Source organism: Solirubrobacter pauli (assembly GCF_003633755.1).
In the GTDB taxonomy this organism is placed as follows: Bacteria; Actinomycetota; Thermoleophilia; order Solirubrobacterales; family Solirubrobacteraceae; genus Solirubrobacter; species Solirubrobacter pauli.
Genome location: NZ_RBIL01000002.1, coordinates 101,940 through 114,468, shown reverse-complemented (window position 1 = coordinate 114,468; position 12,529 = coordinate 101,940). Strand labels below are relative to the sequence as shown.

Sequence of the window (12,529 nt, the reverse complement as noted above, 5' to 3'; positions counted from 1 at the left end):
CACGAAGCGCAGTCACGACTTCGGTATCGTCGGTGACCGTGTCCCCCGCCCCGCGCCGCCGCGACGCCGCCCGCAACCGGGAGCGGCTGCTCGACGCCGCCGCGGCCGCCTTCAAGGAGGAGGGCCTGGGTGCGAGCGTGAACGTGATCGCGGTCGACGCGGGCGTGAACGTGGCGACCCTCTACCGCCACTTCCCGACCAAGGACGACCTCGTCGCGGCCGTGCTGGACACGATCCTCGCGCCCGTCGAGGCCGCGCGGGACGCGGCGCTGGCGAGCGACGCGCCGGCGCTCGCCACCTTCGTCCACGCGGCGGTGCGCGAGCAGCGCGCGCACCACGGCCTCGTCGACGCGCTCGCACGCGACCCCGCCAGCGCGCCCGCGCTCTCACGACTGCGCGAGCCGGCGATCGCGATCGTCGCGCCGATCGTCGAGCGCGCGCACGCCGACGGTGAGCTGCGCCCCGACTTCGGCGCCGAGGACGTGCTCCTCGCCCTGCGGATGATCGGTGCCGTGGCCACGCGCCCGGGCGTGCCGGAGGCCGTCGCCGAGCGCCACATCGGCGTCGTCCTGCGCGGGCTGCGACCCTAAGACCCGTGACTGCCGATCTCCGCCGCTCCCTGCTCGAGCTCCACCGCCTGCTCCTCGACCACCAGCGCCGCCAGGTCGAGCGCATCAGCGGCCGGATGAGCGCGGCCGAGCTGCTGCAGGCCGCCACCGAGGACCTGCGCTTCAGCTGGATCACCGAGCTGTTCGGCCCGATCGCGGCGTTGGACGCCGCCCACCACGACGGCGACGAGGCGGCCGCGGAGCGCGCGACCGAGCAGCTGCGCGCCCTGCTGCTCGAGCCGGACCCCGAGGGCGGCTTCGGGCGTCGCTACCTGCAGGTGCTGCAGGAGGAGCCGGCGGTCGTGCTCGTGCACCGCGACGTCACCGCCGCACTGCGCTAGAAGCGGCGGCCGTAGACGACGACGTCGTCGAGCGTGTAGCCGAGCGCCTCGTAGAACCCGCGGGCGGCGGCGTTGTCGCCGCGCACCATCACGTTGAGCTTGGGCGCGCCGCGCTCGGCGAGCCACGCCTCGCACGCGGCCATCAGCGCGCGACCGAGCTGCCGGCCGCGATCCCGCGGGTCGACGGCCAGGTAGTAGACCCAGCCGCGGTGACCGTCGTGGCCGACCATCGCCGTGCCGGCGAGCGCGCCGTCCTCGAAGTGGCCGAGCACAGTGGAGCCGGGGCCGGCGAGGGCGCGGTCGAAGTCGGCGTGCGGGTCGTTCCACGGCCGGGTCAGCCCGCACGTCCGCCAGAGCGTGACGGCGGCGTCGCGCTCGTCGTCGGTGAGCGGGCGGATCACTTGACCTGCTTCATCGTGAACTGGGAGGACACGCGGCCGATGCCGGGCAGCTCGGCCAGCTCGCTCATGTAGAACGCCTCGTAGGCCTCGACGTCGGCGACCGCGACGCGCATCAGGTAGTCCGGCACGCCGAACAGCCGCCGGCACTCGACGACCTCGTCCATGCCGGCGATCCGCTCCTCGATCGTCTCGACCGTCGCACGATCCTTGAGCGTGAGCTCGATCATCACCTCGACCTCGAAGCCGCGGCCCAGCGCGGCGGGGTCGACGTCGGCGTGGTAGCCGCGGATCACCCCGTCGCGTTCCAGGGCGCGGACGCGGCGCAGGCACGACGAGGGCGACAGGCTCACGCGGTCGGCGAGGTCGACGTTCGCCACGGACGAGTCGCGTCGGAGGTGGTCCAGAATTGCGCGATCGGTGCGATCCACGCTCTGATCTTGTCAGGTTGGGCGCTGCGACGCCGCAGATTCGCGCCGATTCGCCAGTTCGACGCGCGAGAATGTCAGGCGATGTTCGATCGGCTGTTCCGGGACGCCCTGTCCATCGGCCTCGCCACCGGCGTGTACGCCGTGTCGTTCGGCGTGCTGTCGGTCGCGGCGGGGTTCAGCGTCGCGCAGACGTGCGTGATGTCGCTCGTCGCGTTCACCGGCGCGTCGCAGTTCATGTTCGTGTCGGTGATCGGGGCGGGCGGGAGCGCGGCCGCGGCGCTGCCGCCGGCGATCCTGCTCGCGGCGCGCAACGGCATCTACGCGCTGTCGCTCGGGTCGGTGCTGCGCCGCGCGGGCTGGCGGCGCGCGCTCGACGCGCACCTGGTGATCGACGAGTCGACCGCGATGGCGCTCGCCCAGGAGGAGCCGGCGGAGCGCCGGCGCGGGTTCCTGCTGACGGCGCTCGCGATCTTCGCCTGCTGGAACCTCGGCACGCTCGCCGGCGCGTTGGCGGGCGGCGTCCTCGGCGCACCCGAGACGTACGGGTTGCACGCGATCTTCCCGGCCGTCTTCCTCGCGCTGCTCGTGCCGCAGGTGCGCTCGCGCGAGGTGCTGGCGGCGGCGCTGGCGGGCGCGGGGATCGCGCTGCTGCTCGTGCCGGCCGCGCCCGCGGGCGTGCCGGTCATGGCGTCCGCGCTGGCGGCGCTGCCGTTGCTGGTCAAGCGCCGGGCGAAGGTGCTCGCGTGAGCTGGACGGCGGTGCTGGCGCTGTGCGCGGCCGCGTACGCGCTGAAGGCGGCGGGCGCGTTCGCGTCGAGCCGGGGCGGGACGCTCGCGAGCGGGCGCCTCGACGTGCTCGTGGTGCCGGTCATCGCGGGCCTGATCGCGGTTCAGACGTTCGGCGCCGACAAGGCGCTCGTCGTCGACGAGCGGGCCGCGGCGCTGCTGGTCGCGGCGGTGCTGATCTGGCGCCGGACGCCGCTGCTGATCGTCGCGCTGGCGGCGGCCGGCACGGCTGCCCTGCTGGGGTGACAAGATCTCAATCTCGCCGCCGATCGGTCGAACACCATCGTTGTATGACGTCCGCCGCCACACGCCGCCTGAGCGCGCTCCAGCGTCTGCACGCGCTCGACCGTGCCGGTGATCCGGCGCTCACCGGGCTCACGCGGGTCGCGAGCTTCGTGGCCGGTGGCGGCGCGGCGGCCGTCCACCTGATCGACGACGAGGCCCAGCACCGCGTGGCCGCGACCGGCGCGCCGCTCGGCCCGCACCCGCGCGAGGACGCCATGTGCACGCTCGTCGTCGACGGCGAGCAGCGGATCGTGTGCGAGGACGCGACGCTGGACGCCCGGTTCTCGTACTCCTCGTTCGTGCGCGGCGACTCGCCCGTGCGCTTCTACGCGTCCACGCCGGTGCGCGCCGCCGACGGCACCGTGGTCGGCTCGCTGTGCGTGTGGGACACCGAGCCGCGTGAGCTGGACGACGAGCACCTCCGCCGGCTGGAGGACCTCGCCGAGCACGTCGCGACGCTGCTCGAGCTGCGCCAGGTCGCGTCCGAGCTCGGCCACGCCGCCGCCCACGACCCGCTGACGGGCGTGCTCAACCGGACCATGCTCGACGACCGCCTCGCCCACGCCTTCGCCCGCCGCCTGCGCCGTGGCTGCGACGTGCTCGTGGTCGTCGTCGACCTCGACGGCTTCAAGGCCATCAACGACACCCTCGGCCACGACACCGGCGACGTCGTGCTCAAGCTGGTCGCCGATCGCCTCCAGACCGCCACCCGCGCCGAGGACACCGTCGCCCGCCTCGGCGGCGACGAGTTCGTGGTCGTCGCCGAGCTCGTGCCGGACTCCGACGGCGAGGCGGTCCTCGTGGCCCGCATCGAAGCCGCCCTGGCCGAGCCCGCCGCGTACGGCGGCGAGCGCCGACCGCTGCGCGCGAGCGTCGGCGCCGCCCTGGCCGAGCCGGGCGACGACGTCCGCGCCGCTCTCGCCCGCGCCGACCAGGCGATGTACGCGCGCAAGCGCGGCACCCGCTAACGCGCCTCGCGCGCCCAGAGCCCACCGGGCGCGGCGGGCTCCGCCTCACCATCCCACAGGTGGCCCGCCGGCACGCTGGACGCGTCGCGCGCCGCGAACCCGTCGCCCGCCGTCGTCGTCACGCCGCGCCCGCCCGGCGCGAGCCCGTCGCCCTCCGCCGTCGCGTTCGCCGGCGCCACGCGCGGCTCCGCTTCGCCCTCCACGCGCAACACCGCCGCGCCCACGGCGAGCACCAGCGCGATCGCCAGCGGTGCGGTCGCGGCCTCACCGGCCGCCACCAGGGTCAGCGCGTACACGATGAAGCCGGCCACCGACCAGGTGCTCAGGGGCTCGAGGTACTGGCGGGCGAGGCGCTGCCAGCGGGGGTCGTCGAGCTGCGCCCAGAGGACGCCGCGGGCGATCGCGCCGAGCACGAGCAGGGCGACGGCGACGGCCAGGGCCGCGTCGGCGGCCGCGGAGAAGAACGCGTTCATGTCTGGGTGCCTGCGCTGGTGTCCGGGGTGGTCGGGGTGCTCGGCTCGCTCGGGGCCGTCGGCGCCGGCGCGGTCCGGCCGCCGCCCGGCCCGCCGAAGCCGCCGCCGTCATCGCGGCCGCCACCGCGCGGGCCGCCGAAGCCGTCGCGATGCCCGCGGAAGCCGTCGTCGTCCTGCGGTGTGGCGCCGCCCGGAAGGCTCGGCGTCGTCGCCGGCACCGAGGTCGGCGCGGCCTCGGCCGGGCCGCGCACGGCGGCGAGGAGGAGAAGCGCCAGGAACGCCGCGGTGGCCGCCGCGCCCACGCGGCGGTGCGCGCCGCGGCGTTCGGCCGGCGCGGGAGGGGTGCTGTCCATCACCCCAGCGTCGCCGCGTGCCGTAAGAACGAGCCGTGGATCGGCTGGGAGGTTCCTGAGCGGCACCGAACCCCAGGGGTCTGCCCCCTGAGGTTCGGCCGTGCGAGGTCCTACGGCGTGGCGTCGCCGGGCGGACGCTCGCCGCGCGGGCCGCCCTTGCCGAAGCCGCCGTCGGCGAGGTGGGAGAGCTGGTCGTCGAGGCGCTCGACGGCCTCGTCGTGCTGGGCCTGGGTGATGGTCTTGGCCTTCAGGTCCGCGTCGAGGCGGGCGATCGCCGCCTCCTTGACCGCCGCCTGCACCTCGGCGAGCGTCTTGCCCTTCGCCTTGGCGATCGCCTCGAGCGTCTTGCCGTCGCGCAGCTGGCGCTTGAGCGAGTCCTCGGTGATGCCGATCGCCTTCGCGGCGTCGTCGAGCAGGAAGCGACTGCCGCCCGGCCCGCCGTGGCCGCCGCGGCCACCCGGACCGCCGTGGCCGAGCGACAGCACGGTGCCGTCGGCGGCGCGGCGCGCCTTGATCTGGTCGGCCTGCGTCTGCGTGATCGTGCCCGCCTTCACGGCCGCGTCGAGCTGCGCGTCCTCGGCGGCGGACAGGGCCGACTTGAGCTGGTCGGAGCTGACGCCGAGCCGCTTGGCGGCGTCGGCGAGCACGGCCGTCTCCTCCGCCTTGCGGTCGTTGGTGGCCGCGACGGCGGCCGAGCCGCCGGCGAGCACGGCGAGCGTCGCCGCTCCCGCGATGAGCTTCTTCCTTGACATGTCCTCAGCTTCGGCGCGCTCGCTGAGCACGGGCTGGGAGTTTCCTCAGAGCCGCCTTATGCGGGCTTGACGGTGAGCGCGACGACGGCGACGTCGTCCGTCGCCCCCGGCTTGACCATCCGCTCCACGAGCGTCTGGCAGAGCCGCTCGGGATCGTCGGGCCCGTGCTCGACCAGCCAGCGCAGCTGCTCGATGCGCTCGGCCTCGACGGCGTCCCGCCGCTCGACCAGCCCGTCCGTGTAGAGCACGAGCGTCGTCCCCGGCTGCACCACCTGCACGGTCGTGGCGTACTCGGTCCCGACCGGGTCGCACGCGAGCAGGATGCCGTCCGGCCCGGGGTCGAACACGGTCACCCCCGGTGTGCGCACGAGCATCGCCAGGTGCCCGGCGCGCGCCCACGTCCACGTGTGCGCGCGCACGTCGAGCACGCCGTAGACCGCGGAGCTGAACGCCGCCAGTGGCTTCTCGTGCGCGAGGTCGTTGAGCCGACCCATCACGCGTCCCGGATGCGGGTCCTCGAGCGCCGCTCCCCGGAGCGCGGTGCGCAGCTGCGCGGCGGTCGCCGCCGCGTCGATCCCGTGCCCGACGACGTCACCGATCGCCACCCCGAGCCGTCCGCCGGGCAGCCGGAACGCGTCGTACCAGTCGCCGCCGATCAGGTGCTCGGCCGGCGCGTAGCGGGCCGCGATCCGGACGCCCGGCACCTCCGGCAGCGCGCCCGGCAGCAACGAGAGCTGCAACGTCGAAGCGACGTGGTGCTCGCGCGCGAGCGCCTCCTCGGCGAGGATCCGCGCCGCCCGTCCCTCGAGCTCCGCGACCGCCGCGTCGGCCAGGTCGTGCAGCGTCTCCAGGTCCTCCGCCGACCAGCCGCGCGGCTTCATGTCGATCGCGCACAGCGCGCCGAGCGCCTCGCCCCCGGCGGTCACCAGCGGCCAGCCGGCGTAGGCGATCGCCCCCAGGTCGGTGATCGCGAGGTTGCCCGCGAACCGCGGGTCCTCCCGCGCGTCCTCGGTCGTCACCACGTCCCGCGTGGCCACGACGGTCTTGCAGAACGAGTGCGACAGCGGCGTCCCGCGTGCGAACGGGCTGTCGGCCGGCAGCCCGCTCTGCCCGGGGAAGATCTGGGCGTCGACGTCCACGAGCGAGACGAGCGCCACCGGCACCCCGAGCAGCCGCGACGCGAGCCGCGCCAGCCGGTCCAGCGCGGGGTCGCCCGCGGCTGAGTCCAGCCCGAGCGTGCGCCGCACCCGTCCGACCGTGCTGCCGACGAGCTCAAGTGCCGAGAAGTCCGTCACCTGCCCACCGTACCGCCGCCCTTTCAAGGACTCATGTTCGGGTTCCCTAATCTCGGTGACATGCCTCCCCGCGTTCCCCGCCGCGTCTCCGTCGTCTCCACGGAGCGCCTGACTCCCCACATGGTCCGCGTCGTGCTCGGCGGGCCGGCCTTCGACGGGTTCGCTCCCGGCGAGTTCACCGACCACTACGTCAAGCTCCTGCTGCCCGACCCGCAGGCTCCGGACAAGACGCGCACCCGGACCTACTCCGTGCGCGCCTGGGACGCCGAGGCGCAGCAGCTGACGATCGACTTCGTCGTCCACGGCGACACCGGCGTCGCCGGCCCGTGGGCGCAGTCGGCCCAGCCCGGCGACGAGCTGGACCTGCTCGGCCCCGGCGGTGCCTACACGCCCGCCCCCGACGCCGACTGGCACCTCCTCGTCGGCGACTGCAGCGTCATCCCCGCGATCTCCGCCGCGCTCCCGCGTATCCCGGCGGGCACGCCCGTGCACGTCGTGATCGAGGTCGACGGCCCCGAGGAGGAGCAGCCGATCGACACGCCCGGCGACCTGCGCCTCACCTACCTGCACCGCTCGGCCGCGCCCGGCGAGGAGCCCGAGCTGCTCGCGGAGGCGCTCAGCGCGCTGGAGCTCCCGGAGGGCCGCGGCCACGTCTTCGTCCACGGCGAGGCGAGCAGCGTCCGCAACGTGCGCAAGCACCTGATCGCCGAACGCGGCCTCGATCCGGCCACGATGTCGATCTCCGGCTACTGGAAGCTCAAGCGCACCGAGGAGGGCTGGCGCGAGGACAAGGCCGAGTGGGCCCGCCTCGTCGAAGCCGACGTCGCGGCGGTCTAGGCCGATGCCGGTCCTCGGACGCACCGCGTTCTGCGCCGCGCACGACGTGGCCTCCGAGGCCGAGTACAAACGGCGGCGCCGTGACGCGGGGCAGCTGACCTGGCACGCGCATCTCGGCCTGAGCGACTGGCCCGCGACCGCGCGGGCGCTCGACGACGTCGTCGCGGGGCTCGCCGAGCACGACCAGACGCTCGACCGCTTCGGGCTGTGCCTGTCGCGGTCGATGGGCGTGCCGGCGGCCGAGCGCGCGTCGGCCGCGAAGGAGACCGGTCCGCGCCTGGAGGCCGAGGACTGGGCGCAGGTCGCCGCCGCGCCCGTCCAGCCCCATCTGGGCGACTTCATGATCGGCACGCCCGCGGGCCTGGAGAACACGACCCACGCGCTCGCGGCCGGCATCAGCACGATCGGCAACCTCGGCCAGCACTTCGCGTTCGAGCCGCCGGGCGGGTACGACGACCGCGCGCTCACGGCCGTCACCGTGCGGGCGATCCGCGCGATGGCGGCGCTGCGCGGCCAGGGCGCGCTCGTGCACGCCTACCTCGACGACGGTCCCGCGATGCAGTTCGCGCACTACGGCGGCTACCTCGGCTGGGCGGCATTGGAGCTCTACGTGGTCGAGGAGCTGCTCGGCGCGCGGCTCGCGCACTGCTACGGCGGCCTCGTGCCCGAGCCGAGCCACCGCGCGATCGTCGGCCTGGCGCTGGACCTGCTGCGCGACGGCGACTCGCTCGGCTCGATGATCTACGGCAACACGGTCGAGTACGGCCGCGACCGGCAGCGCAACCTCGCGGTGCTGACCACGTCCGTGATGATCGACGTCGCCACGCAGCTGCGCCGGCCGACCGGGCACGCGATCAACCCGGTGCCGCTGAGCGAGGCCGAGCGGATCCCGGACGCGGGCGAGATCCTCGAGGTGCACCTGCTGGCGCGGGCGGTCGAGCAGGAGGTCCGGCGCGGCGGGCCGTTGCTGGACTGGGCGTGGGTGGAGCGCCGCGCGGTCGAGGCCGCCGCCTACGCGCGCGCCTTCCGTGACGGCGTGCTGGCCACGCTCGCCGACGACGGCGTGAACATCGACGACGCGGCTGCGCTCCTGCTCGCGCTGCGCCGGGTCGGGCCGGTGGAGCTCGAGCGCCGCGTGCAGCCGCCCGCGCCGCGCGAGCTGCTCGCGTTGGAGACGTGGAAGCACGGCGTCGTCGCGACGGTCGCCGAGCGCGCGCGGACCTCCCTCCCCCGGCTGGACGGCGTGCGGGTCGTGCTGGCCGCGCTGGAAGTGCACGACGTCGTGCGCGACGCGCTCGCGCGGGAGCTGCCCCAGGCGGGGGCGCAGGTGATCGTGCTGCCGGCGTCGGTCTCCCCGGCCGAGGTGGCGCGCGTGGCGGCCGACGAGGACGCCGACGCGGTCATCGTCGCCACCTACAACGGCGGCGCGCTGACCCTCGCGCGGGAGCTGATGGGCGCGCTGCACGAGGGCGTGAAGGTGATCTTCGGCGGCGTGCTCAACGAGGACGATGGCGGCCCGCTGCCCGTCGACGTGCGGCCGCAGCTGACCGAGCTGGGGGTGCGTTGTGTGGATGACATCGCCGAGCTCGGCGCGGCGCTGGTCGCCTAGCCTGGCGCGCATGCTCAAGCGCCTGCTGCTCTCGCTCGTCCTGGCGACCCTGCTCGCCGCGCCCGCGCAGGCGGCGTCGCTGTCGAAGGCCGACCGCTCCCGCGTGGAGAAGCTCGCCCGCTCGCTCGGCTCCAAGACGAGCCTGGTCGTGACCGACACGAAGGGCCGCACGCTCGCCGCCGTGCGGCCGGGCACCCGGCGCCCGCTCGGCTCGGTGACCAAGCTGTTCACGGCGAGCGCGGTGATCCTCGGCCTCGGCGGGCCGCCGCGGACGGAGGTCGCGCTGTCGGCACCGGTGGGACCGGACGGGACGATGGACGGCTCGATCGTCCTGCGCGGCGGCGGCGACGCGGGGCTCGACGACGCCGGGCTCACGCGCCTGCGCGACGCGGTCGTCCAGGCGGGCGTCAAGCGGATCACCGGCCCGGTGATCGGGGACGGCTCGCTCTTCGACGCCGCCACCGGAGGCCCGGCGACCGGCGGCGCGTTCGACCCCGAGTTCGACGGCGCCGTCGGCGCGCTCACGTTCGAGCACGGCCGCGCCACGCCCGGCGGGCCGTTCCAGGTCTCCCCCGCCGCGGCCGCCGCCGCGCGCTTCGACGACCTGCTCGAGGCGGCCGGCGTCGTGCTCCCCCTCGGCCCGGTCTCCGCGACGACCCCCGGGCTCCGGCCGCTGGCGACCGTGGACGGCGACCTGAACGCGCTGCTGCGCGCGATGCTGACGGACTCCAGCGCGTCCACCGCCGAGACGCTCGGCAAGCTGCTCGCCGCGCGGCGCACCGGGCGGCCGGGCACGTCCGCGACCGCGGCGGCCACCGTCCAACAGGTCGTGCGGACCTTGAAGGTGCGTCCGAAGCTCGCCGACAGCGCCGGGTTCGTCGCGGGCTCGCAGGCGACGGCGCGCGACGTCACGCGGCTGCTGCGCGTGATGGACCGCCGCCCGAGCTTCCGCCGCGCGCTCGCCCGCCCCGGCAACGGCACGTTGCGCGGCCGTGACCTCCCCAGCGGCTGCCGCGCGAAGACCGGCACGCTGCGTGACGCCAAGGCGACCGCGCTGGCGGGCATCTGCCGTGGCCGCGTCTTCGCGATCCTCGCGGTCGGTCCGAGCGCCGAGCGCGCCCGCCAGGTGCAGGACAGCATCGCCCGCGTCCTCGGGACCTAGGATCCGGGCGTGCGCTACCTCGCTCTGATCTACGGCGACGAAGAGATCTGGAAGGCCGATCCGAACCGGCGCGAGGTGATCGCGGCCGTGAACGCGTTCAACCGCCGGTTCCGTGAGTCCGGGGAGCTGATCGACGTCAACGGCCTGCTCGGACCGCCCGTGAACGTCCGCCATACCGGCAGCCAGCCCGTCGTGTCCGACGGCCCGTACCTGGAGGTCAAGGAGCACGTCGGCTCGTACTTCATGCTCGACGTCGAGAGCCACGAGCGCGCGCTGGAGATCGTCCGGTCCTACCCCGGGGTGACGAGCCGCGGTGGTGGTGTCGAGCTGTGGCGCCTGATGCATCAGAGCTGAACGCGACGCTGCGCGAGCTGTCGCCGAAGGTGCTGGCGCGGCTCGTCCGCCGGCACGGCGACTTCGCCCGCTGCGAGGACGCCGTGCAGGAGGCGCTGCTCGAGGCCCACCTGAGGTGGGACGCGGTGCCGGAGCATCCGCTCGGCTGGCTGCTGACCGTCGCCGCGCGGCGCCTGACGGACGCGGTGCGCCAGGACGCGTCACGGGCGGCACGTGAGGAGCGCGTGTTCCGCGAGGCCGTCGAGGTCGACGTGCCCGACGAGGACGACACGCTCGCGCTCTTCTTCCTCTGCTGCCATCCGTCGCTCGCACCGGCGGCGCAGATCCCGCTGACGTTGCGTGCGCTCGGCGGCCTGACGACCGAGGAGATCGCGACCGCGCTGCTGACCACGCCCGCGACGATCGCGCAGCGGATCGTGCGCGCCAAGCAGCGACTGCGCGGTATCGCCTTCGCCGTGCCGGCGGAGCTTCCGGTCGCCGAGGTGGCGCAGGTCCTGTACCTGATCTTCAACGAGGGCCACATGGCGTCGTCGGGCGCCTCGCTCCGGCGCGACGACCTGGCGGCCGAGGCGATCCGCCTCACGCGGGAGCTGCGCCGCGCGCTGCCGGAGGACGCCGAGGTCGCGGGGCTGCTCGCGCTGATGCGGCTGCACCACGCGCGCCGGGACGCGCGCACGACGCCCGCCGGCGACCTGATCCCGCTCGACGAGCAGGACCGGACGCGGTGGGACGCCGCGCTGATCGCCGAGGGGATCGCGCTCGTCGAGCTCGCCGTGACCGCACGGCGCCCGCCGGGTCCGTACGCGCTGCAGGCGGCGATCGTCGCCGTGCACGCCGAGGCCGTGGACGCCGCGAGCACCGACTGGCCGCAGATCCTCGCGCTCTACGACCTGCTGCTCGCCGCTCACCCCAACCCGGTCACGGCGCTCAACCGCGCGGTGGCGGTCGGCGAGGCGCACGGCGCGGCGGCGGGCCTCGTCGCGGTCGACGCGGTCGCGCAGGACCCGCGCATCGGCACCAGCCACCGCGTCGATGCCGTGCGCGGCCACCTGCTCGCCCGCGCCGGGGACGCTGCCGCGGCCGCGGAGTCCTACGCGCGCGCCGCGGCGGCCGCGACGCAGGACGCGGAGCGTCGCCACCTCGCGGCCCGCGCCGAGGCGCTCCGCTAGCCCGCCAGCCCTTCGTACTTGCCGCCGCGGCTGTCGAGCACCAGCGGCGCGCGGCCCTCGATCCGGTAGCGGATGTGCGTGACCTCCGGCGTGGCGACCGTGCGCTCGACGACGAGCTCGATGCCCTCGCGGTCGCCGAGGTCCACGTCGAGCAGGCGCTGGCCACGGCCGAGAAGCACCGGGACGACGTGCAGCTCGAGCTCGTCGAGCAGCCCGAGCGACAGCGCCTGCTGGATCATCGTGCCGCCGCCGGCGATCGCGACGTCCTTCTCGCCGGCCGCCGCGCGGGCCTGCTCGATCGCGGCCTCCAGGCCCTCGGTCACGAACGTGAAGCTCGTGCCGCCCAGGCGCTCGAGCCGCTCGCGCTCACGGTGGGTGACCACGAACACCGGGTTGCGGAAGGGCGGCTCCTCGCCCCAGGGGCGCTCGCCACCGTCGAACATCCGGCGGCCCATCACGTACGCCCCGGGACGGGCGAAGGACTCGGCGATGATCTCGTCGTCGACGTTGGCCTCGCCGCCTTCGAGGTGCTGACGGCCACGCCACGCCATCGACTCCGTGACCCAGCGGGTGATGCGGAAGAAGCCCGCGGCCTCCGTGCTCTTGAACCAGTTGGGCTCGTCGTCGCGCGGGCCGGAGTAGAAGCCGTCGAGCGAGACGCAGAGCTGGGCGATGATCTTGGTCATGCCCAGGGATCGAAGCCGTCCCT

At 74.9% G+C, this 12,529-nt stretch carries 17 protein-coding genes; 10 read left to right on the top strand and 7 right to left on the bottom strand.

What is annotated here, in order from left to right:
* Positions 1-38 precede the first annotated feature (38 nt).
* Both C8N24_RS20300 and C8N24_RS34135 read left to right on the top strand, forming a co-directional pair.
* Positions 39-590: a TetR/AcrR family transcriptional regulator gene (locus tag C8N24_RS20300; RefSeq protein WP_147447911.1), complete on the top strand. Its 552-nt coding sequence runs from the start codon at positions 39-41 to the stop codon at positions 588-590.
* Between the two features lie 5 nt (positions 591-595).
* Positions 596-949 (top strand): hypothetical protein, encoded by a 354-nt coding sequence (locus C8N24_RS34135; RefSeq protein ID WP_170179260.1) that lies wholly within the window; start codon positions 596-598, stop codon positions 947-949.
* Here the strand turns inward: C8N24_RS34135 and C8N24_RS20290 are convergent.
* Together C8N24_RS20290 and C8N24_RS20285 are read right to left on the bottom strand one after the other, a co-directional pair.
* Positions 946-1,350, bottom strand: a complete 405-nt coding sequence (locus C8N24_RS20290; protein ID WP_121253541.1) for a GNAT family acetyltransferase — start codon at positions 1,348-1,350, stop codon at positions 946-948. The two genes, C8N24_RS34135 and C8N24_RS20290, sit on opposite strands and share 4 nt — an antisense overlap.
* On the bottom strand, positions 1,347-1,778 hold the full coding sequence (locus tag C8N24_RS20285) for an Lrp/AsnC family transcriptional regulator (protein ID WP_121253539.1): 432 nt from the start codon (positions 1,776-1,778) through the stop codon (positions 1,347-1,349). Before C8N24_RS20285 ends, C8N24_RS20290 begins: the two co-directional genes overlap by 4 nt.
* An 81-nt stretch (positions 1,779-1,859) precedes the next feature.
* Here C8N24_RS20285 and C8N24_RS20280 point away from each other — a divergent pair, with 81 nt between their 5' ends.
* Genes C8N24_RS20280 through C8N24_RS20270 form a run of 3 tightly spaced genes read left to right on the top strand, consistent with a single transcriptional unit; the run spans position 1,860 to position 3,816 of the window.
* Positions 1,860-2,525, top strand: coding sequence for an AzlC family ABC transporter permease (locus tag C8N24_RS20280; RefSeq protein ID WP_121253537.1), 666 nt, complete (start codon positions 1,860-1,862; stop codon positions 2,523-2,525).
* Positions 2,522-2,809 (top strand): AzlD domain-containing protein, encoded by a 288-nt coding sequence (locus tag C8N24_RS20275; protein ID WP_121253535.1) that lies wholly within the window; start codon positions 2,522-2,524, stop codon positions 2,807-2,809. Before C8N24_RS20280 ends, C8N24_RS20275 begins: the two co-directional genes overlap by 4 nt.
* A 44-nt stretch (positions 2,810-2,853) precedes the next feature.
* A complete protein-coding gene (locus tag C8N24_RS20270; protein WP_121253533.1) occupies positions 2,854-3,816 on the top strand; it encodes a sensor domain-containing diguanylate cyclase in 963 nt (320 codons plus the stop codon).
* On the opposite strand, the gene C8N24_RS20265 is transcribed toward C8N24_RS20270, so the two are convergent.
* The 4 genes from C8N24_RS20265 to C8N24_RS20250 all read right to left on the bottom strand — a co-directional run bounded on the left by C8N24_RS20265 (position 3,813) and on the right by C8N24_RS20250 (position 6,689).
* Positions 3,813-4,289, bottom strand: a complete 477-nt coding sequence (locus C8N24_RS20265; protein WP_121253531.1) for a hypothetical protein — start codon at positions 4,287-4,289, stop codon at positions 3,813-3,815. The genes C8N24_RS20270 and C8N24_RS20265 overlap by 4 nt on opposite strands.
* The gene (locus tag C8N24_RS34710; protein WP_211340068.1) at positions 4,286-4,642 is read right to left on the bottom strand and encodes a hypothetical protein; all 357 of its coding nucleotides are present in this window, start codon (positions 4,640-4,642) and stop codon (positions 4,286-4,288) included. Before C8N24_RS34710 ends, C8N24_RS20265 begins: the two co-directional genes overlap by 4 nt.
* 110 nt (positions 4,643-4,752) lie before the next feature.
* Positions 4,753-5,394, bottom strand: a complete 642-nt coding sequence (locus C8N24_RS20255; RefSeq protein ID WP_147447910.1) for a hypothetical protein — start codon at positions 5,392-5,394, stop codon at positions 4,753-4,755.
* Positions 5,395-5,450: 56 nt separating this feature from the next.
* Positions 5,451-6,689, bottom strand: a complete 1,239-nt coding sequence (locus tag C8N24_RS20250; RefSeq protein ID WP_170179259.1) for a PP2C family protein-serine/threonine phosphatase — start codon at positions 6,687-6,689, stop codon at positions 5,451-5,453.
* A 60-nt stretch (positions 6,690-6,749) separates the two neighbouring features.
* Between C8N24_RS20250 and C8N24_RS20245 the strand changes: the two genes are divergently transcribed.
* The 5 genes from C8N24_RS20245 to C8N24_RS20225 are packed head-to-tail and all read left to right on the top strand — an operon-like array spanning position 6,750 to position 11,820.
* Positions 6,750-7,526: a siderophore-interacting protein gene (locus C8N24_RS20245; protein ID WP_121253525.1), complete on the top strand. Its 777-nt coding sequence runs from the start codon at positions 6,750-6,752 to the stop codon at positions 7,524-7,526.
* 4 nt (positions 7,527-7,530) lie between these two features.
* Entirely contained in the window at positions 7,531-9,135 is a 1,605-nt protein-coding gene (locus C8N24_RS20240; protein WP_121253523.1) for a cobalamin B12-binding domain-containing protein, read from the top strand.
* Positions 9,136-9,145: 10 nt separating this feature from the next.
* Complete coding sequence (locus C8N24_RS20235) at positions 9,146-10,297, top strand: D-alanyl-D-alanine carboxypeptidase (protein ID WP_170179258.1); 1,152 nt, start codon at positions 9,146-9,148, stop codon at positions 10,295-10,297.
* 9 nt (positions 10,298-10,306) lie between these two features.
* Complete coding sequence (locus C8N24_RS20230) at positions 10,307-10,651, top strand: YciI family protein (protein ID WP_121253519.1); 345 nt, start codon at positions 10,307-10,309, stop codon at positions 10,649-10,651.
* The gene (locus C8N24_RS20225) at positions 10,627-11,820 is read left to right on the top strand and encodes an RNA polymerase sigma factor (RefSeq protein ID WP_121253517.1); all 1,194 of its coding nucleotides are present in this window, start codon (positions 10,627-10,629) and stop codon (positions 11,818-11,820) included. The genes C8N24_RS20230 and C8N24_RS20225 overlap by 25 nt, the downstream gene beginning before the upstream one ends.
* On the opposite strand, the gene C8N24_RS20220 is transcribed toward C8N24_RS20225, so the two are convergent.
* The gene (locus C8N24_RS20220) at positions 11,817-12,506 is read right to left on the bottom strand and encodes a dihydrofolate reductase family protein (protein ID WP_121253515.1); all 690 of its coding nucleotides are present in this window, start codon (positions 12,504-12,506) and stop codon (positions 11,817-11,819) included. The genes C8N24_RS20225 and C8N24_RS20220 overlap by 4 nt on opposite strands.
* Positions 12,507-12,529 lie beyond the last annotated feature (23 nt).